Source organism: Pseudomonas sp. T8, from assembly GCF_024610635.1.
In the GTDB taxonomy this organism is placed as follows: Bacteria; Pseudomonadota; Gammaproteobacteria; order Pseudomonadales; family Pseudomonadaceae; genus Aquipseudomonas; species Aquipseudomonas chlororaphis_I.
Window position 1 is genome coordinate 3427566 of the sequence record NZ_CP102374.1, and the last position, 22092, is coordinate 3449657.

General features: G+C 61.9%; 21 protein-coding genes and 1 pseudogene. 13 read left to right on the plus strand and 9 right to left on the minus strand.

Going from position 1 to position 22092, the window contains the following annotated elements:
* Window positions 1–22 precede the first annotated feature (22 nt).
* Complete coding sequence (locus NRG23_RS15435; protein ID WP_257375026.1) at window positions 23–1036, minus strand: helix-turn-helix domain-containing protein; 1014 nt, start codon at window positions 1034–1036, stop codon at window positions 23–25.
* A 498-nt stretch (window positions 1037–1534) separates the two neighbouring features.
* On the opposite strand from NRG23_RS15435, the gene antA reads away from it, so the two are divergent.
* The 4 genes from antA (at window position 1535) to NRG23_RS15455 (ending at window position 5911) form a co-directional block, all read left to right on the plus strand.
* On the plus strand, window positions 1535–2920 hold the full coding sequence (gene antA / locus NRG23_RS15440; RefSeq protein WP_009046861.1) for an anthranilate 1,2-dioxygenase large subunit: 1386 nt from the start codon (window positions 1535–1537) through the stop codon (window positions 2918–2920).
* Window positions 2921–2922: 2 nt separating this feature from the next.
* A complete protein-coding gene (gene antB / locus NRG23_RS15445) occupies window positions 2923–3414 on the plus strand; it encodes an anthranilate 1,2-dioxygenase small subunit (RefSeq protein WP_257375027.1) in 492 nt (163 codons plus the stop codon).
* Window positions 3415–3426: 12 nt separating this feature from the next.
* Complete coding sequence (gene antC, locus NRG23_RS15450) at window positions 3427–4440, plus strand: anthranilate 1,2-dioxygenase electron transfer component AntC (RefSeq protein WP_257375028.1); 1014 nt, start codon at window positions 3427–3429, stop codon at window positions 4438–4440.
* A 73-nt stretch (window positions 4441–4513) separates the two neighbouring features.
* Window positions 4514–5911, plus strand: coding sequence for an amino acid permease (locus NRG23_RS15455; RefSeq protein ID WP_009046858.1), 1398 nt, complete (start codon window positions 4514–4516; stop codon window positions 5909–5911).
* 197 nt (window positions 5912–6108) lie between these two features.
* Here the strand turns inward: NRG23_RS15455 and kynA are convergent, their stop codons facing one another.
* Window positions 6109–6963, minus strand: coding sequence for a tryptophan 2,3-dioxygenase (kynA, locus tag NRG23_RS15460; protein ID WP_257375029.1), 855 nt, complete (start codon window positions 6961–6963; stop codon window positions 6109–6111).
* 107 nt (window positions 6964–7070) lie between these two features.
* Window positions 7071–7712, minus strand: a complete 642-nt coding sequence (gene kynB, locus NRG23_RS15465) for an arylformamidase (RefSeq protein WP_257375030.1) — start codon at window positions 7710–7712, stop codon at window positions 7071–7073.
* Window positions 7713–7978: 266 nt separating this feature from the next.
* On the opposite strand from kynB, the gene NRG23_RS15470 reads away from it, so the two are divergent.
* The gene (locus NRG23_RS15470) at window positions 7979–8329 is read left to right on the plus strand and encodes a cupin domain-containing protein (protein ID WP_007922165.1); all 351 of its coding nucleotides are present in this window, start codon (window positions 7979–7981) and stop codon (window positions 8327–8329) included.
* A gap of 365 nt (window positions 8330–8694) precedes the next feature.
* Here NRG23_RS15470 and NRG23_RS15475 read toward each other — a convergent pair whose 3' ends face one another.
* The 3 genes from NRG23_RS15475 to NRG23_RS15485 form a co-directional block, all read right to left on the minus strand.
* Window positions 8695–9261 carry a hypothetical protein gene (locus NRG23_RS15475; protein ID WP_028681603.1) on the minus strand — a complete coding sequence of 189 codons (567 nt, stop codon included), beginning with the start codon at window positions 9259–9261 and terminating at the stop codon, window positions 8695–8697.
* A gap of 367 nt (window positions 9262–9628) precedes the next feature.
* Window positions 9629–10516, minus strand: a complete 888-nt coding sequence (gene mmsB, locus NRG23_RS15480; protein ID WP_257375031.1) for a 3-hydroxyisobutyrate dehydrogenase — start codon at window positions 10514–10516, stop codon at window positions 9629–9631.
* 11 nt (window positions 10517–10527) lie between these two features.
* The gene (locus NRG23_RS15485) at window positions 10528–12054 is read right to left on the minus strand and encodes a CoA-acylating methylmalonate-semialdehyde dehydrogenase (RefSeq protein WP_009046853.1); all 1527 of its coding nucleotides are present in this window, start codon (window positions 12052–12054) and stop codon (window positions 10528–10530) included.
* A 153-nt stretch (window positions 12055–12207) separates the two neighbouring features.
* On the opposite strand from NRG23_RS15485, the gene NRG23_RS15490 reads away from it, so the two are divergent.
* The 4 genes and pseudogenes from NRG23_RS15490 to NRG23_RS15505 all read left to right on the plus strand — a co-directional run.
* Entirely contained in the window at window positions 12208–13158 is a 951-nt protein-coding gene (locus NRG23_RS15490) for a LysR family transcriptional regulator (RefSeq protein WP_009046852.1), read from the plus strand.
* Between the two features lie 181 nt (window positions 13159–13339).
* The gene (locus NRG23_RS15495; protein ID WP_257375032.1) at window positions 13340–14491 is read left to right on the plus strand and encodes a polymorphic toxin type 44 domain-containing protein; all 1152 of its coding nucleotides are present in this window, start codon (window positions 13340–13342) and stop codon (window positions 14489–14491) included.
* Window positions 14421–14882: a hypothetical protein gene (locus NRG23_RS15500; RefSeq protein ID WP_052107431.1), complete on the plus strand. Its 462-nt coding sequence runs from the start codon at window positions 14421–14423 to the stop codon at window positions 14880–14882. The genes NRG23_RS15495 and NRG23_RS15500 overlap by 71 nt, the downstream gene beginning before the upstream one ends.
* Before the next feature lie 17 nt (window positions 14883–14899).
* A pseudogene (locus NRG23_RS15505) lies at window positions 14900–15013 on the plus strand (LysR family transcriptional regulator); the annotation flags it as partial.
* Here NRG23_RS15505 and NRG23_RS15510 read toward each other — a convergent pair.
* Genes NRG23_RS15510 through NRG23_RS15520 form a run of 3 tightly spaced genes read right to left on the minus strand, consistent with a single transcriptional unit; the run spans window position 15010 to window position 17361 of the window.
* Window positions 15010–15489: an OmpA family protein gene (locus NRG23_RS15510; protein ID WP_151263569.1), complete on the minus strand. Its 480-nt coding sequence runs from the start codon at window positions 15487–15489 to the stop codon at window positions 15010–15012. The pseudogene NRG23_RS15505 and the gene NRG23_RS15510 overlap by 4 nt on opposite strands.
* A gap of 28 nt (window positions 15490–15517) precedes the next feature.
* The gene (locus NRG23_RS15515) at window positions 15518–16786 is read right to left on the minus strand and encodes a diguanylate cyclase domain-containing protein (protein ID WP_009046849.1); all 1269 of its coding nucleotides are present in this window, start codon (window positions 16784–16786) and stop codon (window positions 15518–15520) included.
* Window positions 16783–17361: a YfiR family protein gene (locus NRG23_RS15520; protein ID WP_028681599.1), complete on the minus strand. Its 579-nt coding sequence runs from the start codon at window positions 17359–17361 to the stop codon at window positions 16783–16785. The genes NRG23_RS15515 and NRG23_RS15520 overlap by 4 nt, the downstream gene beginning before the upstream one ends.
* A gap of 321 nt (window positions 17362–17682) precedes the next feature.
* On the opposite strand from NRG23_RS15520, the gene NRG23_RS15525 reads away from it, so the two are divergent.
* From NRG23_RS15525 to NRG23_RS15540, 4 genes are all read left to right on the plus strand, one after another.
* A complete protein-coding gene (locus tag NRG23_RS15525) occupies window positions 17683–18534 on the plus strand; it encodes a sugar phosphate isomerase/epimerase (protein ID WP_016704197.1) in 852 nt (283 codons plus the stop codon).
* Window positions 18535–18546: 12 nt separating this feature from the next.
* Window positions 18547–19605, plus strand: a complete 1059-nt coding sequence (locus tag NRG23_RS15530) for an isopenicillin N synthase family oxygenase (RefSeq protein ID WP_257375034.1) — start codon at window positions 18547–18549, stop codon at window positions 19603–19605.
* 43 nt (window positions 19606–19648) lie between these two features.
* Window positions 19649–20446 (plus strand): ABC transporter substrate-binding protein, encoded by a 798-nt coding sequence (locus NRG23_RS15535; protein ID WP_016704199.1) that lies wholly within the window; start codon window positions 19649–19651, stop codon window positions 20444–20446.
* Window positions 20447–20544: 98 nt separating this feature from the next.
* Window positions 20545–22086, plus strand: coding sequence for an amino acid ABC transporter permease/ATP-binding protein (locus tag NRG23_RS15540; protein ID WP_257375035.1), 1542 nt, complete (start codon window positions 20545–20547; stop codon window positions 22084–22086).
* Window positions 22087–22092 lie beyond the last annotated feature (6 nt).

The following is a 22092-nucleotide window of genomic DNA, read 5'->3' on the forward strand; positions in this document are numbered from 1 at the left end:
GCTGGCCTGTGGGGTACAGGCCCTAGAAACCGCCCAGGCGCCGCGCATCGTGGCGCTGCAAGGTGACGCTGGGCGACTCGCCGAACAGCTTGCGGTACTCGGCGGAGAACCGCCCCAGATGGCTGAAGCCCCAGCCCAGGGCGATTTCGGAAATGGTCCGCGCCGAGCCGTGTTCGAGGATCTCCTGGCGCACCGCGTTGAGCCGGTACTTCTTCAGGTAGACCATCGGCGACAGGGCGAAATACTTCTTGAAGGCTTCGAACAGCTTGAAGCGCGTGACCCCGGCGGCGGCTTCCAGGTCCTCCAGGCACAGTGGCTCTCGGGCGTTGGCGTGAATGTACTGGCGGGCGCGGACCAGGTAGTGGGGCAACTTGACCTCCAGCACCTCGCGCAGCTCCGCCGAGTAGTTGTTCGGCTGGGCCAGGATCAGGCCCTTGATCAAGGAGCTTTCCAGATCGCGAGTGAAGGCCAGCTGTTCGTACAGCTCGCTGCTGCGCTCCAGTTCGGCGATGAAATAGCGCGCCATGCGCCACCAGGACGCCGACGCCCCTTCCACCGCATCCATCACCGCCTCGAAGCGCAGCGGCGCTTCCGGTGGCCGTTGCAGCAAGGCCTCCAGCGCTTCGCTCATGGCCGCCCGGGTAATCACCACCTGGACTTTGCGGCAGTCGCCGGAGATCGCCAGCATCTGGCTTTCGTTGGGCGCGATGATCACCCCTTGGTCGCGGTTGGAACGCAGCAGCCGGCCATCCTTGCTCAACTCCTGATCGCCGCTCAGCGGTAGGCTCAGGCTGTAGCTGCTGAAGCGCTCGGCGTCTTCGATATCGATGGTGACGTCGGTGCCGTATTCGATGGTGCCCAGGGTCGTGGCCCGCGACTTGAACACGTTGGCGCTGTGGTGAAAGCGGATACGCTCGGGGGTGCTGGTCTCGAGCCGGTGCGGCCCGCAAATGCCGGACATCCAGCTTCTCGCCCCCTCGAGGTCGTAGCGATCGATACGAATATCGCGAAACTGCGAATCAGCCTTGCTATTCATCACGGCGCACCCACGGCAATATTTTTTTGCGCGCTCTGACGGCGCGTCTGATTTGAAGTACTGACCTGCAAGAGCAAGTTTTGCGCCACCGCCCGGCACTGCCAACCGGCTGGATAGCAATCGCCAACTAAGTGGATAGAGCCCATCCACCTGGTGCGCAAAACCCACGCAAGACTGCGCCAAACAGTAGCTCATCGCGACATCGCGGTGCAGCCGTTGATCACCTGGGGCGCCGGCCGTGGGTATTCAGCCCCCAGGTGTTACCCCCGCGCCCTGTAGGAGCGAGGCTTGCCCGCGATGGGTACGGCGCGTTTTGGCAGATGCACCGCGTGATCGTTTATCGCGAGCAAGCTTCGCTCCTACAGAAGCCCTCAGCGCCATTCAATTTTATGGATGGCCTTGGCCGACTAAGCGGATAGCCACCCCTGCCCCGCACTCCCTCTAATGCACCCACTGATTGGCCTGAATAAAACCGCCTCTATAAAAAGGTACTCACTCATGAGTGGTGCAAGAAACACAGAACAATGGAAAAGCTTCATCGATGGCTGCCTGGACTTTCGTCCGGACGACGGCGTATTCCGCATTGCCCGGGACATGTTCACCGAACCCGAGCTGTTCGACCTGGAGATGGAACTGATCTTCGAGAAGAACTGGATCTACGCCTGCCACGAAAGCGAGCTGGCCAATAACCACGACTTCGTCACCCTGCGCGCCGGGCGCCAGCCGATGATCATCACCCGCGACGGCGAAGGCCGGCTCAACGCGCTGATCAACGCCTGCCAGCACCGCGGCACCACCCTGACCCGGGTCGGCAAGGGCAACCAGTCCACCTTCACCTGCCCGTTCCACGCCTGGTGCTACAAGAGCGACGGGCGCCTGGTGAAGGTCAAGGCGCCGGGGGAATATCCCGAGGGCTTCGACAAGGCCACCCGCGGCCTGAAGAAGGCCCGCATCGACAGCTACAAGGGCTTTGTCTTCATCAGCCTCGACGTCCACGCCGACAACTCCCTGGAGGACTTCCTCGGCGATGCCAAGGTGTTCTTCGACATGATGGTCGCCCAGTCGCCCACCGGTGAGCTGGAAGTCCTGCCCGGCAAGTCCGCCTACACCTACGACGGCAACTGGAAACTGCAGAACGAGAACGGCCTCGACGGTTATCACGTGAGCACCGTGCACTACAACTACGTGGCCACGGTGCAGCACCGCCAGCAGGTCAACAGCGAAAACGGCGGCGCCAGCGCCACCCTCGACTACAGCAAGCTCGGCGCCGGCGACGCCAACACCGACGACGGCTGGTTCGCCTTCAACAACGGCCACAGCGTGCTGTTCAGCGACATGCCCAACCCGTCGGTGCGCTCCGGCTACGCCACCATCATGCCGCGGCTGGTGGAAGAGTACGGCCAGGAAAAGGCCGAATGGATGATGCACCGCCTGCGCAACCTCAACATCTACCCGAGCCTGTTCTTCCTCGACCAGATCAGCTCGCAGCTGCGGATCATCCGCCCGCTGGCCTGGAACAAGACCGAGATCATCAGCCAGTGCATCGGGGTCAAGGGCGAGTCCGACGCCGACCGGGAAAACCGCATCCGCCAGTTCGAGGACTTCTTCAACGTCTCGGGCATGGGCACCCCCGACGACCTGGTGGAATTCCGCGAAGCCCAGCGCGGCTTCCAGGGCCGTCTGGAACGCTGGAGCGATATCTCCCGGGGCAGCCACCGCTGGGCAACCGGGCCGACCCGCAACAGCGAGGCCATCGGCATCCAGCCGGCCATGACTGGCACCGAATTCACCCACGAAGGGCTGTACGTCAATCAGCATCGCAACTGGCAGAAATTCCTCCTCGACGGGCTGGCCAGACAATCCCTGAAACTGCGTGAGGTGTGAACATGAGCGCGCAACTGCAATACCATATCGAGCAGTTTTTCTACCGCAAGTCCGAGCTGTGCGACGCCCAGGACTGGGACGCCTACCTCGAACTCTTCGACCCGCAGAGCGAGTTCCACCTGCCGCAGTGGGACTCCGAGCATGTCTACACCACCGACCCGAAGCGCGGCATGTCGCTGATCTACTACGCCAGCCGCTCGGGCCTGGAAGACCGGGTGTTCCGTATCCGCACCGGCAAGGCAGCCTCGACCATTCCGATGCCGCGCACCCTGCACAACATCAGCAACGTGCGGATCGCCGAGCAGGCCGATGGCAACCTGCAAGTGCGGCTGAACTGGCACACGCTGTTCTATCGCCTGGCCACCGCCGAGCAGTTCTTCGGCCATGCCACCTACAACCTCAAGCCCCACGGCGACAGCTGGCTGATCACCCGCAAGCATGTGCTGCTGCTCAACGACACCATCAACTCGGTGCTCGATTTCTACCACCTCTGACGGAGACCGGGCATGAACCACAAGGTCGCGTTCAGCTTTGCCGATGGCAAGACGCTGTTCTTCCCTGTACACGCCAACGAAATACTGCTCGACGCCGCCCTGCGCAACGGCATCAAGATCCCCCTCGACTGCCGCGAAGGCGTCTGCGGCACCTGCCAGGGCCGCTGCGAATCCGGCACCTACAGCCAGGACTACGTGGACGAGGAAGCCCTCTCCAGCACGGACCTGGAGCAGCGCAAGATGCTCAGTTGCCAGACCCGGGTGCAGTCCGATGCCACCTTCTACTTCGATTTCGACTCCAGCCTGTGCAGTGCCGCGGGGCCCGCACAGCTGGGCGGCACGGTCAGCGAAGTGCGCCAGGTCTCCGACAGCACGGCGATCCTGCAACTGCAGCTCGACCAGACAGCGCTGGACTTCCTGCCGGGGCAATACGCCCGGCTGTCGGTCCCCGGCACGTCGAGCAAGCGCTCCTACTCGTTCGCCAACCGCTCGGGCAGCCAGCAGCTGCAATTCCTCATGCGCCTGCTACCCGACGGGGCCATGAGCAACTACATCCGCGAACGTTGCCAGGTCGGCGACCGTATCGAACTGGAGGCGCCGCTGGGCGCCTTCTACCTGCGCCATATCGTCCGGCCGCTGGTGCTGGTGGCCGGAGGCACCGGGTTGTCGGCGCTGCTGGCGATGCTCGAACAGCTGGTCGCCGACGGCTGCACCCAGCCGGTGCACCTGTACTACGGGGTGCGCAACGTCGCCGACCTGTGCGAAACCGCGCGTATCGAGGCTTATGCCGACCAGCTGCCGGGCTTTCGCTACACTGCGGTGATCAGCGAGCCGACGGCGGACTGGCCGGGCAAGCGCGGTTATATCGCCGAGCATTTCGACTGCGCCGAACTGCGTGATAGCCCGGTGGACATGTACGTCTGCGGACCGCCACCGATGGTCGAGTCGATCAGGAACTGGTTGCAAGATCAGCGACTTGAGAGCGTTCAGCTGTATTACGAGAAGTTCACCGAGAGTAATATCTGATCCGTCCGCCGTCAGCCGCGATCTGGCCGCGAACACGGATAGATCCGATAACAATGAGAAGAGAGCGTGATTAGTGGATGAAATCCTGAAACCCGGCGAACTCAAGCGTGGCTTGAAGAACCGCCATATCCAGCTGATTGCCCTGGGCGGGGCGATCGGCACCGGACTGTTCCTTGGCTCCGCCGGCGTGCTCAAGTCCGCCGGACCTTCGATGATCCTCGGTTATGCGATTGCCGGGTTCATCGCCTTCCTGATCATGCGCCAGCTCGGCGAAATGATTGTCGAGGAGCCGGTGGCCGGGTCCTTCAGCCACTTCGCGCACAAATACTGGGGTGGTTACTTCGGCTTTCTCGCCGGCTGGAACTACTGGGTGCTCTACGTGCTGGTGGGCATGGCCGAACTCACGGCCGTGGGCAAGTACGTGCAGTTCTGGTGGCCGGAAATCCCGTCCTGGGTCAGTGCGGCGGTGTTCTTCGTGCTGGTCAACCTGATCAACATGATGAACGTGAAGTTCTTCGGCGAAGCCGAGTTCTGGTTCGCCATCATCAAGGTGGTGGCCATCATCGGCATGATCGCCCTGGGCTGCTACATGCTGGCCAGCGGCAGCGGCGGCCCGCAGGCTGCGGTAAGCAACCTGTGGAGCCACGGCGGGTTCTTCCCCAATGGCGGCACCGGCCTGCTGATGGCCATGGCCTTCATCATGTTCTCCTTCGGCGGCCTGGAGCTGGTGGGCATCACCGCCGCCGAGGCCAGCGAGCCACGCAAGGTGATCCCCAAGGCGATCAACCAGGTGGTGTACCGGGTGCTGATCTTCTACGTCGGCGCTCTCACCGTGCTGCTGTCGCTGTACCCCTGGGACCAGTTGCTGCAGACCCTCAACGCTTCCGGCGACTCCTACAGCGGCAGCCCGTTCGTGCAGATCTTTGCCCTGATCGGCAGCGACACCGCGGCGCACATCCTCAACTTCGTGGTCCTGACCGCGGCGCTGTCGGTCTACAACAGCGGCGTGTACTGCAACAGCCGCATGCTCTACGGCCTGGCCGAACAGGGCGACGCGCCCAAGGCGATGATGAAGCTGAACAAACAGGGGGTGCCGCTGCTGGCCCTGGGCGTCTCGGCGCTGATCACCCTGCTCTGCGTGGTGGTCAACTACCTGGCGCCGCAGGAAGCGCTGGAACTGCTGATGGCCTTGGTCGTTGCCTCCCTGATGATCAACTGGGCGCTGATCAGCCTGACCCACCTGAAGTTCCGCAAGTCCATGGGCCAGCAAGGCATAGTGCCGTCGTTCAAGACCTTCTGGTTCCCGTTCAGCAACTACCTGTGCCTGGCCTTCATGCTGATGATCGTCAGCGTGATGCTGATGATTCCCGGGATCCGGGTTTCGGTCTACGCGATCCCGGTGTGGGTTGCGCTGATCTGGGTGTTCTACCGCCTGCGGGTGGCCAGGGCTGGTACTCGGGCGGTGGCCTGACAACGGCGGCGCGCCCATCGCGGGCAAGCCTCGCTCCTACAGAAACGGAGCTTGCTCGCGATGAACATCGTTACCGTAGGAGCGAGGCTTGCCCGCGATGAACGATGACGCGGTGGCCCTGATTACAACGCCACTGGTTCAGCCAGCAAAAAGGCCCGGCATTCGATGAATGCCGGGCCTTTTTGCTGGCCTGCCGCTTACAGCGTCGAGCGCACGCGCCACAGCTCGGGGAACAAGACGGTGTCGAGCATCTTGCGCAGGTAACCGACGCCTTCGGTGCCGCCGGTGCCGGGCTGGAAGCCGATGATGCGTTCCACCGTGGTCACATGGCGGAAGCGCCACTGGCGGAAGGAATCCTCCAGGTCGATGAATTTCTCCGCCAGCTGGTACAGGTCCCAGTAGCGCGACGGGTCGGTGTAGACCTCGCACCAGGCGGCTTCCACCGACGCATCATGCTGGGTCGGCGCCTGGCTGTTCAGGGCCAGGCGCTCGGGGTCGATGGCCAGCCCGGCCTTGGCCATCAGGCCGATGGCTTCGTCGTACAGCGATGGCGTGGCGATCGCCTGCTCCAGTTCCTCGAGCAGTTCCGGACGATGGGCATGGGGACGCAGCAAGGTCTCGCTCTTGTTGCCGAGGATGAACTCGATCTCGCGGTACTGGAACGACTGGAAGCCTGACGAGTGCCCCAGGTAGGGCCGGATCGACTTGTACTCGGACGGGGTCATGGTCGCCAGCACCGCCCAGGCATGCACCAGTTGGTCGAAGATCCGCGACACCCGCGCCAGCATCTTGAACGCCGGCGGCAACTGGCCCTGATGCACGTGCTCGCGAGCCGCCTTGAGCTCGTGCAGCATCAGTTTCATCCACAACTCCGAGGTCTGGTGCTGGATGATGAAGAGCATTTCGTTGTGATCCGGCGACAAGGGGTGCTGGGCATTGAGGATGCGCCCCAGGTCCAGGTAGTCGCCGTAGCTCATGGAATTGGAAAAATTCAGTTCGGCGTTATGCCAGCCATCGGGCGGCGGGTTGCTCGAATAGGGACATTGACTCATCGCGTGGGCTCCTCATGTCAGGTCGCGGCTGATCGATCACCCGGCGCCAGTCTTGATCGAGGGCGCGTGGGGTCGAAGCTTTGTTGTTGTAAATACTATTGTAGGAATTATCGCGGCAAAGGCCGCAGGATGGCGCGCACCGGGCTCGCATCCAGATGGGCGAAACGCAGGGGCAGCGCGATCAGTTCGTAGTCGCCTTCGGCCACCTCGTCGAGCACTATGCCCTCGAGAATCGCCAGCCCATGGCGGGCCACGGCGTTATGGGCGTCCATGGTTTTCGATTGCTGCGGATCGAGGGACGGGGTGTCGATGCCGATCAGGCGCACGCCGTGGCTGGCCAGCAGCTCGACGGTTTCCTTGGCCACGGCGCTGAAGTCCGGATCCCAGGTGCTCAACGGCGCCTGGCGATAGGTGCGCAGCAGCACCCGCTCGGGCAGGTTGTCGAGGTGACCTTCCAGGTGTCGGGGCAATACCAGCGGGCCGCAGCCCAGGCAATGCACGACCCGGCACGGGCCGAGGTAGACATCCAGCGGCACCTCGCCGATCGGCGCGCCATCGGCGCTGTAATGCAGCGGCGCGTCGACATGGGCCCCGGTGTGCGGCGACAGGGTGATGCGCCCGACATTCACCGGGCACTCGGGTCCATACTGCCAGACCCGCTCTTCCTGGAACGGCGTGTCGCCAGGCCAGGTCGGGGTCACGGTACTCAGGGGCGGGCTGATGTCCCACCAGCTTGGGGTTGTATTCATAGCGCTGCTCTCGGCCACTTCGACCTGAATCATACGAGCGATGCCCGTGAAGATTCTTGCGAAATGCTCCGGCGACCGCGGAATCTTTCGCAAGAACTGCAAGGAAATCACTGATTCACGCTCGGAAATTTCAATGCAAACCGCGGCAACACTTCGCGGGCGGCTACTGCGTTTCTGGGCACCCCGATGTCGAGTACAGACAACTGATGGGGCGCCGGGCGCTATAGGGTGCGACTTCAGTTCTCAGCCAAGACCCCGGAGTCCTCATGACCGCGACTGCCCCCATCACCGTTCTGCGCGACACTCACCCGCTGCCGGTGCTCGATGCCTGCAAATGGGAAAAACTCGAAGGCGACCCGCACACCGTCAACCTCAACGCCTACACCAGCGAAGACGGCAGCAAGATCATGGGCACCTGGATCTGCACGCCCGGCAAATGGCGCGTGGACTACGTGAAATGGGAGTACTGCCATTTCCAGGAAGGCTACTGCGTGATCACCCCGGACGGCATGGACCCTATCCACTTGCGCGCCGGCGATATCTTCGTGGTCGAACCCGGGATGAAAGGCACTTGGGAAGTGGTCGAGACCGTGCGCAAGTATTTCGTTTTCGCCTGACGCCCGAAAATGCGGGCCGCAGTTTTGCAAACTGACTGATCGGCCCGGCGAAGGACTTTCCACAAAACTTCAAGAGGCGCTCATATCATTGAAGAGCGCCTCTTTTTTATAAAAACACAGTAATAAGGCGCACGCCCGCCATGCACTTCCCGGCTTAATGATATTGGCCAACCAGAAGTTCACTCATCTCATGCCCAGCGAATACAGACAGCCCACTTAAACTTCCAACAAGCTTGCTTAAACAAAAAAACCAAGCAGACGACCCACACTTAAAACTTTAGAAACTCTATTAATCCAACGACTAAAAAGGGGACGTCTCAACGTCCCCTTTTGCACATCCCGGTGCCTGGTGGTGTATCGGGCACTTAGTCTTTGGCTTTCGAGATTTTCCATGAGCCGGTATTGCCGTCCCGATTCAGATAGGGGGTCGTCGATACCGCATATTTGACGCCCTCGCCACTGGCATGCCCACAGGTATCCAGGAACCCGCCGCGCACGTCGTTGTAGCCATTCAGGAAGTGCACGACATCCCCCTCCCTCACCTTGAAATCCTTGGGATCTGAGGTATCGGCGAAGATTCGCCAGTGCAGGGTATCCGCCGGCCGCGACTCCTTGAGGGCTGTGACCACGTTATAGATCGACGGTTTTGTCGCGTGGCCATTGGTGTCCAGATAGCCACCCTCGTTCTTGTAGAGGTTCCACAGCAGAATCACATCGCAACTTTCAACCTCGGTTCCTACTGCCTTGCCTGTCGCGGACTCGATGACCCAGGTGCCAGTACCCGGGCCGCGATGAGGAGTGGTTGCGGTGACTACGCCGTAAAGGCTGTTCGGGGCGGTCGCATGATTACAAGTATCGAGATAACCGCCATCCCAATTACTGTAACCATTCTTGATATGAACTTTGTCTCCGTATCTCAGAACATCTGCCATGGTCTATCTCCCTGATATAACCTTATATACATGCCATATCCATGACATGTCGTCATTCGACAGAGATGCTGTCGACACAAATCACCTTAGCTATCAATCCCGATACTGCCAGGGCATGTCTTATACATTGTCGCGATAAAGCCACTTGCGAATACTTCATCGCCTACTGTGCAGATATTACGGGCGATATTCGGCTGTAAGACTGTCATGAACCGATGAATTGATTTTTCTGAACAAGCGCAATTGCCGAGGACGGCGCACTCGATCCCGGCCTGTGCCAGCGGGCTACAGGGGAGCGAGGTCCATTGAAGTAAGAGAGATGGTAAAAAACCGGGAGCCCGCCCGACGCGGGCTCCCGGAAAAACCCCTATTGGGGCTTGCGATAGCTGTTGACGATAGCCGAGAAGTCCATGCCCCCTTCCCCGCGCTGGCTCATGGCCTGGTACAGCTGCTGCGCCACGGCGCCCAGCACCACCGGCTGATGCGCCTGGCGGGCGGCCTCGGTGGCCAGCCCCAGGTCCTTGAGCATCAGCTCGGCGCCGAAGCCGCCGGTGTAGCCGCGGGCGGCCGGTGCGGTTTCGATCACACCGGGCCAGGGGTTGTAGGTGTCGGAACTCCAGCAGCGCCCGGTGGAGCTGTTGATGATGCCCGCCAGCACCTTGGTGTCGATGCCCAGGGCATCGCCCAGGGCCATGGCTTCGCTGACGCCGATCATCGAAATGCCCAGAAGCAGGTTGTTGCAGATCTTGGCGATCTGCCCGGTCCCCACTTCACCGCAGTGCACGATATTGCGGCCCATCTGCGCCAGCACCGGCTGCAGGGTGGCGAACAGTTCGGCGCTGGCGCCGACCATGAAGGTCAGGGTGCCCGCCGCCGCGCCGCCGGTGCCGCCGGATACCGGCGCATCGGCCACGGCCACGCCCTGCTTGGCGGCGGCCGCGGCCACGTCACGGGCGGTCTGCGGGTCGATGGTGCTGCAATCCACCGCCGGTGTGCCATGGGCGATACCCGCCAGCACCCCGTCGTCGCCCAGCCAGACGCTGCGCACATGGGCCGCGGCCGGCAACATGGTGATCACCAGCTCGCTGTCTTCGGCGGCAGCGCGCGGCGAGGTGCTGATACTGCCACCCAGTTCGGCCAGTTCCTTGAGCACGGCCTGGTTCAGGTCGAACAGGTTCAACTGATGCCCGGCCTTGAGCAGGTTGCGCGCCATGGGTGCGCCCATGTTGCCCAGACCGATGAATGCGATTTTCATGAGCCGACTCCTCAACGCAAATGGATGGTGGTGTTCACGCCATCGTTGACGCTGTCATCGTCGAACCAGCGACTGGTGACGGTCTTGGTCTGGGTATAGAACTGCACCACTTGTTTGCCATAGGGCCCCAGATCGCCCAGTTTGGAACCACGGGAACCGGTGAAGCTGAAGAACGGTACCGGCACCGGGATCGGGATGTTGATCCCGACCTGGCCGACATCGATTTCGCTCTGGAACTTGCGGGCCGCTGCGCCACTCTGGGTGAACAGGCCGGTGCCGTTGCCGAAGGGGTTGCTGTTGACCAGGGCGATGGCCTGGTCGAGGGTGTCCACTTCCAGCACCACCAGCACCGGGCCGAAGATTTCCTGAGTGTAGATCTGCATGTCGGTGGTCACCCCGGAGAACAGGGTCGGGCCGACGAAGTTGCCCTGCTCGAAACCCGGCACCTTGACGTCGCGACCGTCCAGCTCCAGCTTGGCGCCTTCCTTGATGCCGCTTTCGATCAGGCTCAGCACACGCTCCTTGGCGCGCTTGGAAATCAGCGGCCCGACATCGGTGCCCGGCTCGCTGCCGGCATTCACCTTGAGTTTCTGCGCCAGCGCCTTGAGGTCCGGCAGCCATTGTTTCGCCGCGCCCACCAGGACCACCACCGAGGTGGCCATGCAACGCTGGCCGGCCGCGCCGAACCCGGCACCGACCAGGGCATTGAGCGCCTGTTCGCGGTTGGCGTCGGGCAGCACCACGGCATGGTTCTTCGCGCCCATCATCGACTGCACGCGCTTGCCGTGCTTGCCCGCCAGGTCGTAGACGTGAGTGCCCACCGCAGTGGAGCCGACGAACGACACCGCCTTGATGTGCGGGTGGGTGCACAGCTTGTCCACCACGTCCTTGCCGCCATGCACCACGTTGAGCACGCCCGGCGGAATCCCGGCTTCCAGCGCCAGCTCCACCAGCAGCATGGTCGACAGCGGGTCCTGCTCCGAAGGCTTGAGGACGAAGGTGTTGCCGCAGGCGATGGCCATCGGGAACATCCACAGCGGAATCATCGCCGGGAAGTTGAACGGGGTGATCCCGGCGCAAACGCCGATCGGCTGGCGCAGGGTGTAGGTATCGACGCCGCCGGCGACGTTCTCGGCGAACTCGCCCATCTGCAGGCTGCCGATCGAGCAGGCATGCTCAACCACTTCCAGGCCACGGAAGATATCGCCTTCGGCATCGGCGATGGTCTTGCCCTGCTCGGCGCTGAGCACCTGGGCAATGCGCTTGGAGTGTTCGCGGATCAGCGCCTGCAGCTTGAGCATGATGCGCATCCGCGCGCCGATCGGGGTCAGCTTCCAGGTCTGGAAGGCGCGCTGCGCGGCTTCGATGGCGGCGTCGACTTCATCCGCCGTGGCAAAAGGCACCTTGGCCAGCACCTGTTGGGTGGCCGGGTTGGTGATGTCGTGCCATTCGCTGGTCCGGGATTCGACCCACTGGCCGTCGATCAGCAGCTTGACCTGCTGCAAGGTGGTGCCGTCGGACTTGAGGGATGCGTTCATACGGGTCTCCTGACTTCTTGAGGTTCTTATGCAGGGAGCCAAGGCGTGGGACCGCCTTGAAATGAGGCGTGCGTCGCGAGTTGGTTGTCGGACTGTTTTTGGAGTATAGATGTGCAAACTTCTAATAAGAACGCACATAAAAGCCGGTCCATCATGCAAAAAAACATCACATCCCTCGGCTCGCTGAACTGGGACGACCTGAAGTTTTTCCTCGAAGTGGCCCGCACCCGCAAGGCCAGCAGCGCGGCCAAGCGCCTGGCGGTGGACTACACCACGGTGTCGCGGCGCATCGGCTCGCTGGAAGTCGCGCTGGGCACCCTGCTGTTCGAAAAGTCCCGGACCAACGGCTTTGTCCTGACCGCCGAGGGCCAGCGCCTGCTGGGTTATGCCGAGTCGATCGAAAGCACCCTGCACATGGCCTGCGAACAGGTCTCGGGCTCGGGCGTGGCCCTGTCCGGCCATGTGCGCATGGGCTGCACCGAGGGTTTCGGCAGCTTTTTCATCACCCCGCAGCTGAGCCATTTCGTCGATGCCTACCCGGCGATCTCGGTGGACATCCTGCCGCTGCCGCACTTCATCAGCCTGTCCAAGCGCGAAGCCGACATCGTCATCGCCTTGGAGCGCCCGGAGCACGGCCCCTATGTCTGCTGCAAGCTCTGCGACTACCGCCTGCAGCTCTATGCGACCCAGGAATACCTCGACCAGCACCCACCGATCCGCCGCCCGGCGGACTTGAGCGAGCATCAATTCATCAGCTACGTGGACGACCTGGCGTTCAGCTCGGAGCTCTTGTACCTGGCCAATGTGCTGCCCGGCGCCAGCGCCAACCTGCGCAGCACCAGCGTGATCGCCCAGTACGTGGCGGCGCAGCAAGGGCGCTCGCTGGCGATCCTGCCGTGCTTCCTGGCCGCCCAGGACCCACGCCTGCTGCCAGTGCTGCCGGAGGAAATAGACATCACCCGGCAGTTCTGGATGTACTGCCGCGAAGACCTGCGCAAGCTCAAGCGGATCACCCTGCTGTGGGACTACATCCGCAACGTGACCGAGCAGAATCAGGACCTGCTGATGGGGCAGAGCCGGGCGATGGTGTTTGCCGACTCATAGTCCTCCAAAAAGATCAGCAGGCCCTGCCAATGTTTTGTGACAAGGCTTGATCGTAATTGCCGGAGCCCGACAGACTCTCCAACCAAGTTCAGAATCGTCCTAAAGCCTTAGCCATCGCCACTTGCTAGGTTCGCGAAGCTCGACAAAGAGCCTCGCGGATCAGCTAATGCAAGGACGATAAATGCTCTCTTCTGCTCGCCTGGGCGACAAACACGTCTGTCCTCTTCCCGGTCACGGCACTACTCCTATTGCTTGCGCTTCTGCTGACATCAACATCAACTTCATGGGAGCAGCCCGAGTCGGTGACACTTGCGGTTGTGGCGCGGTCATCACCACGGGGTTTCCCTCGATCATCCTGAATGGTCGTCCCATGGCCCACTTAGGGAGCCCCACCAGTCACGGTGGGACAATCATTACGGGGTCGGGTGATACTTTCGGTGGTTTTGTCATGGGGCCCGCTCCTGGGGCTGCCATCATCAACTTCGCAGCACTCGGCGTGCTTCGCCCGGATGGCTCGGTGGACGATGAAAAGATGACAACCTTGCTGGCCGACCCGAGGCTGATGGAGAAGGCTACCGCTGCAAATGCTTTGGTCGATCCCAATGCGGCCTCTAAGGCGCCTGAGGAGAAGCCAGAGGAGAAGGTTTGTACTGACCCCGACCGCATGGAAGAACTGGCAAGCTACATTGCCGACGAGATGAACCGCAACATCAACAGCCCGTCTGTGCGACAGATGCAGGACTTGAATTGCTTTGATCCGGCAGCGGAAACACGTAAGTACGCTGAGCTTCCGTTCTACATGAGGCTTGGCCCTGGCCCAGACTTCTACAACTTGGCTCTGGGAAAGAAAGCCAAGGCTTTTGCTATCTGGACTGAGCGAGTGGGCCAGGATCGACCTTGGGACCACAAGCCGAAAATTCGTGCGGCATTTGGTGGGCTTTGGCATAAACAAGGAAAGTACGACTATTTTTATGATATCTGGTCGAACGTCCACTATGGCTATGTGGGCCGCGTTGCGGGATTTTCCGAGAGCGTACTTGCGGATGGGGCAGGAGCCGAGCAGATAGTTTCAGACTCCTGGGGGAAGGTCACGGATATAACGAAACCACCAGAAAGACGGAAACACCGAGGACCTCACCGGGCTGAAAATGTTGACGGACTCCGTGCCTGGGACGACGACCCAGACCGTATATCTATTAGTATCGGCATTAAACTCTTTAACCAACATCCCAATGGTGGGATAACAGCAAAAATGGTTATGGATGAGGTTCTTGCAGTTACGCCACAGGAATGGGGAGCAGGTGTCATTGAGCACAAATGCAAGAAAATTTAAGGCTCGTTACTTGTTCCTTTTCCTATTAATAGCTCCGCTGGTGGCTTGGTACTTCGCTATTCCCGGCGTAATTGTCCATTACCCTAAAGAGGCCACGGACGAACTGCGCTTAATTTGGGACACGCACGACCAGATTACGCGGCAGCGGATGCTACCAGGGGAAGCTACATCTGAGCTTGGTCATGTGTTCCCTGATGAGAACTTCTTCATGGTGTTCTTTTGGTGGACCGACAGAGGTTTACGGAAATGCATCGACATCACACCTAAGCGCTGGGCAACGATAGACATCTACCTCGATAGGACCGGTAGGGTCGATATTGAAAGAACAGCTCCTGACGTTATTGCTCGGTTGAAGAAGTGTCCGGGCGAGTCTGACCCTTTCCGGCCCTAAGCTGCCAACAACGCTGCGAAGAGCTGCGCAAACTCAAGCGTCCCCTACTGTGGGACTACATCAGCAACGTGACTGAACAGAATCAGGGCCTGCTGATGGGGCAGACCCAGGCAATGGTGTTCGCCTATTAGTCGGCGATGACCACGATCGAGACGCGACGGTTTTCGGTACGCCCGGCCACCGTGCTGTTGGAGGCTACCGGTTCGCTGCTGCCGAGGCCGCGCAGCTGGATGTTTTCTTCACGCATGCCCGTGGCCACCAGCACCTTGCTCACGCTTTTCGCCCGACGCAGGGACAGTTGCTGGTTATAGGTTTCCCTGCCGGAGGCATCGGTGTGGCCATCGACCCGGACCTTGTCGATGTGCACGCTGACCAGGGCCTTGCCGATGCGCTCGACGATCTCGGTACTGGCGGCATTCAGAGTCTCGATATCACTGCCGAACAGCACCTTGCCGGACAGGCCGAAGGCCCAACCTTCATCCGTCAGCTCAAAGCCCTCCTGCTTGAGCACCGCCACTTGTTGCGGGGTCAGCCCCTTGGGCGGCACGCTCTGGCAGCCGGTCAATGAAAGCAGCGCCAGCAACAGGCCGGCGGTGAAAAGTCGCATGAAAGGTCGAGTCAATGAAAACAAAGAATTAGCTCCTGGATTGAACGTGAACGACGGGGGGCTCCGACCCCGCGGTGTGTTGCCCGCCTCGAGAGACACGCTTGGCCTGATACATCGCCGCATCGGCGGCGTTGAGCAGAGCACCCGGGGTGGTGCCATGATCAGGGTAGACGGCAATCCCGATACTGAGCGACGTCAGCACCGAAGTACTGCCTGGCAAGGCAATCGGCAGCTCCATGCTGGCGATGATTTTTTCGGCGATACGCTCGGCGTCCTCGATGCGGTGCAGCGGGGTCAGCAGAATGGCGAACTCGTCGCCCCCCAGGCGCGCCACCAGGTCTTCCTCGCGCAACTGCGCCCGCACCCGCGATGCCACCGCCATCAGCACCGCGTCGCCGGCGGCGTGACCGAAGTTGTCGTTGATGCCCTTGAAGCGGTCGCTGTCGAGAAACAGCACCGCGACCCGTTCATTGAGCTTGCTGGCGCTGCGCAGCGCGCGGATCAGCCGGCCCTCGAAAAACGCCCGGTTCGGCAACCCGGTCAGGCTGTCGTGGCTGGCCTGGTGGGCCAGGGTTTCGTTTTCACTCTGCAAATGGGTTTGCCAGGCCTCCAGCTCATCGAGCAAGGCATTGAAGTCGTTGCCCAGGTTATCCAGCTCGGCAATCTTTGCCGGCGGTACCCGCACGTCGAATGCCCGCTCGCGGCGCGCGGCATGGGCCACATCGGCCAGGCTGCGCAGCGGCCCGGTAATGCCGCGCAACTGGCGGCGCGCCAGGTACAGCGCCACCCAGGCGCTCACCGCGATGCACAGGACAATCCCCACCAACCCACTGAGCAGGAAGCGCAACAGGCTGCCACCGTGCCCGGTCAAGGCAACACTGCCGATCTCCTGGCCCTGATACATGATCGGCACCGTGATGGGCTTCTCGAGAAAGGCGCGGGCGATCTGCATTTGCAGGTCGCTCAGCAAACCGGTTTCCGGACGCTCCCAGTGGGCCAGCACCCGGCCCCGGGCATCGAGCACCTGGGCCTCGGCCACTTCTTCGGTGGAGGCGATCAGGGCCAGGGCTTCGGTCGCCGCGGCGCTGTCGTTGAACACCACCGCCGCTTCGACCGTGTAGTTGATCGAACGCGCGATCAGGTGCAGGTTGTGATCGGCATACACCCGCAATGCCAACACCCCGAGCAGGGTCAGGGACAGGCTGGCCATGGAAATGGCCAGCAGGGCGACAATCAGATGCCCGCGGCCAATGACCGAACGCAAGGTAGGGCGAACAGGCGATTTGAAGAGACTCATGGCGCCGCCGGTCGACGACGGGAGAGTTGCAGCACGCTCGGATGAATCCGCACACCACTGCGGGCCACTGAATCCAGGTTGACCTCGAATGACACCTGGTTGTCTCTGACACGCAGGCAGAACAGACTGCCCACCGTGCACTGGTCGCCGCCTTCGCTGATGCTCAGCACCGGATGACCGGCCAGGGAAGTGAACAGGCGGGCACGCTGGTCATCGGTCAGCTTACCGATGTACACCGAGTCGCACTCGCTGACGATGGCTGGGTTGTCGGCCAGCAAGCGCCGCACCAGGACCGGGCGGCCGGTGGCCTGGGTCGTGCCCTTGACCAGATCGTCGGTGTATTCGGTCGGCCCCACCACGCACAGGCGCAGCTGTGCCGGCTCCACCGGCCAGCGCGCATAGCTGAGAATGCCCAGCACCACCTGAGTTACTGCCTTGGCGCGCTGGTCTGCCAGGCTGACAGCCGCAGGCTCGGGTTGCGCGACGGCAAAAGTGCTCAGCAGACAGACCAGGGTGGACAGCAATACCTGCCTCCAGCCCAAAAAGCGCTCTGTCGCCGAGACAGCCACGTTCATGCAGGGATTCTCTTTGATCGTCATACAATGATGCCGCAACGATAGCACAGCAGGGGACCCCCCCGCGAGGCTCCCAGGCATGGGTAGCAGGCTATTGGTTTAGAAAAAAATGAAGTAACGATTTGAGCCTTCCTATTCTTCATGCCTGCATCGCCTGCTTAAGATCGGCGCCAGAGAGTGAGCCATCCAGGCCCCCTCGGTGAGATCGGATCCGCAGAGATCCGGCTCAAGGAATGTCTTTTGCTACTGCCCAGTATCGCCGCCTCGGCCACACGCCGCTGCGGTGCCATGAGTAGCCCAAGACATCTTTGAGGTTAGCCGATGCAACTGGAAATATTCCGCACACTCTGGGGCTATACCGCCAGCAAGGCCCAGGCACTCGACGAACTGCTGGCCGCCGGCTTCGACGGTATGGAAGCCCGCCTGCCTTTGCAAGCTCGTGAACGCGGCGAATTCGGCACTTTCCTGCGGGACAATCGCCTCGGCTATATCTGCACCGTTTTCACCGCCTACGACGTCCTGCCCAAACAGTCGGCCACGTTCCAGGAACACCTGCTGGACCTGGACCGCAAACTCGCCTGGGCCGCCGAGCTGGCACCGCGCTTCGTCAATGTCCTGGCCGGCAACGATCGCTGGCCCCTGGCGCAACAAGTCGAGTTCTTCGGCCAGGCCATGGAACTGGCGCGCAAGCATGGCCAGTTCTGCAGCTTCGAGACTCACCGTGCCCGCTCGCTGTTCAACCCCTGGGTCACCCTGGAGCTGATCCGGCAATTGCCCGATCTGCGCTTCACCAGCGATATCAGCCATTGGGTCGTCACCTGCGAACGCCTGCTGGACGATCCTTTCGATGACCTGGCCCCCTTCGTCGAGCGCGTTCACCACATCCAGGCCCGGGTCGGTTATGACCAGGGGCCGCAAGTCCCGCACCCCGCCGCCCCGGAATATGCCCGTGAACTGGCGTTCCACCAGCAACACTGGGAGGCCGTCTGGCATTCGCAAAAGGCCCGTGGCTACCAGGTCAGCACCCTGACCCCGGAGTTCGGCGCCGACGGCTACCTGCATCACCTGCCCTTCACCAACGTGCCGGTGGCCGACCTCTGGTCGCTGAACCAGTGGATGGCCAGGACCGAGCGCGAACACTTCGACCGCTTCACCCACTCAACCCGTCCGTGAGGTTCTTGCGTCATGCCCGAGAAGATCGACAACACCCCGGCCAAGGCCAACTTCAAGCACATCCCGGTGGTGGACATCGCCGGCCTGTTCAGCATCGAGCTGGAACACCGGCTGGCCGTCGCCGAGCAGTTGGGAGCAGCCGCCAGCGAAGTGGGCTTTCTCTATATCACCAGCCATGGCATCGACCCACAGTTGATCGCCGATTTGCGTCAGGCCGCCAGGGACTATTTCGCCCAGCCCCTGGACACCAAGATGCAGCACTACATCGGCACCTCGAAAAGCCACAAGGGTTTCGTCCCCGAAGGCGAGGAGGTGTATTCCAAGGGCAAGCCGGATCACAAGGAGGCCTTCGACATCGGCTTCGAAGTACCGGCCGACGATCCCCTGGTCCTGGCCAACACGCCGCTGCTGGGGCCGAACGAATGGCCGGCGCTGCCCGGTTTCAAGGAGGCGGTACAGGCCTATTACGCGGCCATCTTCGCCCTCGGCAGGCGCCTGTTCAGCGGGTTTGCCCTGGCCCTGGGCCTGGAAGAAAACTACTTCGACGCCCTGGTCACCCGCCCGCCTTCCAAGCTGCGCCTGATCCATTACCCCTTCGACGACGCGGCCCAGGATGCCCCCGGCATCGGCGCCCACACCGACTACGAATGCTTCACCATCCTGCTGGCCGACAAGCCGGGCCTGGAGGTGATGAACAACCTGGGCCAGTGGATCGACGCCCCGCCCCTTGCCGATGCCTTCGTGGTGAACATCGGCGACATGCTGGAAGTGATGACCGCCGGCGCCTTTGTCGCCACCGCCCACCGGGTGCGCACGGTCAGCGAGGAGCGCTACTCGTTCCCGCTGTTCTACGCCTGCGACTTCCACACCCTGATCAAGCCTTTGCCGCAGTTCGCCAAGGCCTCGGACGACTATGAGCAGATCGCCATCGGCGAACACATGTATGGTCAGGCCCTGCAGACCTATCAGTACCTGCGCAAACGCGTGGAGAACGGCGAGATCCGCTTGCCGGAAAAAGCCCGCAAGCCTTCGAGCTTCGGCCACCTGAAACATCAGTCGCAAGCGTCCTGACACCCCTTTCGCCCTTTGCTTCCATCCCCTGGAGAGACCCACGATGCTTAACAAAAACAACGTTGCTCGCCTGACCCTGCTCACCGCCGGCCTGTTGTGCGCCACTGCCGGCCTGGCCTCGACCGCGACACCCGGCCAGTTGAAGATCGGCATGGAAATCACCTACCCGCCGTTCGAGTCCTATGACAGCGAGAAGAACGTGGTCGGCTCCGACCCGGAACTGGCCCACGCCCTGGCCAGGCATCTGAACGCCAAGGCCGAGTTCGTCGACACCAAGTTCCCCAGCCTGATCCTCGGCCTCAACGCCGGTCGCTACGACGCGATCATTTCCGGCATGTACATCACCCCGGAGCGGCAGACCCAGGCCATGACCATCGCCTATGCGAAAACCGGCGCGGCGATCATGGCGTCCAAGGACAGCGGCCTGAATCCGCAAACCCCTGAAGACCTGTGCGGCCTGAAAGTCGGCCTGGAACAGGGCACCACCTGGGTCGGCCAGTTGCAGAAGCTCTCCAGCGACTACTGCGTGCCGAACAACAAGGGCGCGATCAGCGTCAGCGAATACCCCTCGGCACCTGAAGTGACCCAGGCCCTGCTGTCGAAGAACATCCAGGCCCAGGTGGAAATCGCCGGCGCGGCGAAGATGATCGCCGAACGCACCAAGGGCCGGGTGGTCGTCACCAGCCAGCACCTGATCTATCAGCAGACCCTCGGCATCTTCGTCAAGAAAGGCAACGACGCCACCTACAAGGCGCTGCAGGAAGCCTTCGCCGAGAGCCGCAGGAACGGCGAATATGCCGCGATCCTCGGCAAATACAACCTCGAACCCGTGACTGACTGACAAGCCACTGCGGCGCATGGATGCGCCCGTGACCGGCCCCTGATCGAGCGCACGACGCCCGTCCTGATGCCTGCGATCCGAAGCCGCCTGAGGTATTTATGCAATTCGACTGGTCCTACTTCTTCTCCCTGTTTTCCCTGCCCAGCTTCTGGCACGCCAGCGTCACCGTGGTCCAGCTCAGCGCCCTGGCCTGGTTCATCGGCATGCTGCTGGGCTTTCTCCTGGCGTCGGCCAAACTCTCCAGCGCCGCCTGGCTCAGAACCCCGGCAGCGCTGTACATCTGGTTCTTTCGTAGCATCCCGCTGCTGGTGCTGGTGGTCTTCGTCTATAACCTGCCCCAGCTGTTTCCGGCCACCGGCTCGGTGCTGTCCAACCCCTTCTACTCGGGGCTGCTCGCCCTGGTGGTGACCGAAGCGGCGTACATGGCGGAAATCCACCGCGGCGGGCTGATCTCGGTGGCCAAGGGGCAGAAGGAAGCCGGTCGTGCGTTGGGGATCGGCCTGGTCGGCCTGCAACGGCTGATCGTCATCCCCCAGGCCTTCCGCATTTCCTTGCCGACCCTGATCAACGAGTACATCACCGTGGTCAAGCTGACCTCGCTGATCTCAGTGATCTCCCTGACCGAATTGCTCACCGTCGGCCAGCGCCTGTACGCACAGAACTTCCTGGTGATGGAAACCCTGGCCGCGGTGGCGGTGTACTACGTGCTGATCGTCACCCTGTTCGCCTGGCTGCTGCAGCGCCTGGAACACCATCTGGACCTGAACCTGCGCACGCCACAAACCCTGGACGACGCCGGCACCGAGTGGCTCCGGCAGCAGGCGCAACCGCTGCACGCCCGCCCGCGTCCAACAGCGGTGGCCGGCAGCGCCCCGGCCCTGCAGCTGCAAAACATCCACAAGCGCTACGGCGATCATCAGGTGCTCAAGGGCGTCGACCTGAACGTCGCCAGCGGCCAGGTGATTTCCATCATCGGTCCGTCCGGCTCGGGCAAGACCTCGCTGATCCGTACCATCAACGGCCTGGAGCGCATCGACCAGGGCGAGATCGTGCTGTTCGGCAACAGCTTCATCAGCGCCGGCGACAACCTCAACAGCCCGCAGGTGCGCGAGGGCGTGCGGCACATCGGCATGGTCTTCCAGAATTTCAACCTGTTCCCCCATCGCTGCATCCTCGACAACATCTGCCTGGCGCCGCGTTACCACGGCAGCAGCAAGGCCTTGAGCGAACAGCAGGCCTACGCCTTGCTGGACAAGGTCGGCCTGCTGGCCCACGCCCACAAGTACCCGCACCAGCTGTCCGGCGGCCAGCAGCAGCGCGTGGCGATTGCCCGGGCCCTGGCGATGGAGCCGCAGATCATGCTCTTCGACGAGCCGACCTCGGCCCTCGACCCGGAGCTGGTGGGCGATGTGTTGAATGTGATTCGCGACCTGGCCAGAGAAGGCATGACCATGTTGATCGTCACCCACGAGATGGACTTCGCCCTGTCGATTTCCGATCGAGTGATCTTTATGGAGGGCGGCAATATCCAGCTGGACGCCAGCCCGCGGGCGATCCGCGAAGAAGAAGCCGGAGAGCGGGTCAGGCGCTTCATGGGGCTCGAGCAGCCCAGCGCAACGGCGCTGGCCGCGGCGCTCTGATCGCGT

What these genes read in the sequence shown, in the direction of transcription:
- NRG23_RS15435 (WP_257375026.1), bottom strand. Translation starts at nt 1,036, where the DNA reads ATGAATAGCAAGGCTGATTCGCAGTTTCGCGATATTCGTATCGATCGC.
- antA (WP_009046861.1), top strand. Translation starts at nt 1,535, where the DNA reads ATGAGTGGTGCAAGAAACACAGAACAATGGAAAAGCTTCATCGATGGC.
- antB (WP_257375027.1), top strand. Translation starts at nt 2,923, where the DNA reads ATGAGCGCGCAACTGCAATACCATATCGAGCAGTTTTTCTACCGCAAG.
- antC (WP_257375028.1), top strand. Translation starts at nt 3,427, where the DNA reads ATGAACCACAAGGTCGCGTTCAGCTTTGCCGATGGCAAGACGCTGTTC.
- kynA (WP_257375029.1), bottom strand. Translation starts at nt 6,963, where the DNA reads ATGAGTCAATGTCCCTATTCGAGCAACCCGCCGCCCGATGGCTGGCAT.
- kynB (WP_257375030.1), bottom strand. Translation starts at nt 7,712, where the DNA reads ATGAATACAACCCCAAGCTGGTGGGACATCAGCCCGCCCCTGAGTACC.
- NRG23_RS15470 (WP_007922165.1), top strand. Translation starts at nt 7,979, where the DNA reads ATGACCGCGACTGCCCCCATCACCGTTCTGCGCGACACTCACCCGCTG.
- NRG23_RS15475 (WP_028681603.1), bottom strand. Translation starts at nt 9,261, where the DNA reads ATGGCAGATGTTCTGAGATACGGAGACAAAGTTCATATCAAGAATGGT.
- mmsB (WP_257375031.1), bottom strand. Translation starts at nt 10,516, where the DNA reads ATGAAAATCGCATTCATCGGTCTGGGCAACATGGGCGCACCCATGGCG.
- NRG23_RS15485 (WP_009046853.1), bottom strand. Translation starts at nt 12,054, where the DNA reads ATGAACGCATCCCTCAAGTCCGACGGCACCACCTTGCAGCAGGTCAAG.
- NRG23_RS15490 (WP_009046852.1), top strand. Translation starts at nt 12,208, where the DNA reads ATGCAAAAAAACATCACATCCCTCGGCTCGCTGAACTGGGACGACCTG.
- NRG23_RS15495 (WP_257375032.1), top strand. Translation starts at nt 13,340, where the DNA reads ATGCTCTCTTCTGCTCGCCTGGGCGACAAACACGTCTGTCCTCTTCCC.
- NRG23_RS15500 (WP_052107431.1), top strand. Translation starts at nt 14,421, where the DNA reads ATGAGGTTCTTGCAGTTACGCCACAGGAATGGGGAGCAGGTGTCATTG.
- NRG23_RS15510 (WP_151263569.1), bottom strand. Translation starts at nt 15,489, where the DNA reads ATGCGACTTTTCACCGCCGGCCTGTTGCTGGCGCTGCTTTCATTGACC.
- NRG23_RS15515 (WP_009046849.1), bottom strand. Translation starts at nt 16,786, where the DNA reads ATGAGTCTCTTCAAATCGCCTGTTCGCCCTACCTTGCGTTCGGTCATT.
- NRG23_RS15520 (WP_028681599.1), bottom strand. Translation starts at nt 17,361, where the DNA reads ATGAACGTGGCTGTCTCGGCGACAGAGCGCTTTTTGGGCTGGAGGCAG.
- NRG23_RS15525 (WP_016704197.1), top strand. Translation starts at nt 17,683, where the DNA reads ATGCAACTGGAAATATTCCGCACACTCTGGGGCTATACCGCCAGCAAG.
- NRG23_RS15530 (WP_257375034.1), top strand. Translation starts at nt 18,547, where the DNA reads ATGCCCGAGAAGATCGACAACACCCCGGCCAAGGCCAACTTCAAGCAC.
- NRG23_RS15535 (WP_016704199.1), top strand. Translation starts at nt 19,649, where the DNA reads ATGCTTAACAAAAACAACGTTGCTCGCCTGACCCTGCTCACCGCCGGC.
- NRG23_RS15540 (WP_257375035.1), top strand. Translation starts at nt 20,545, where the DNA reads ATGCAATTCGACTGGTCCTACTTCTTCTCCCTGTTTTCCCTGCCCAGC.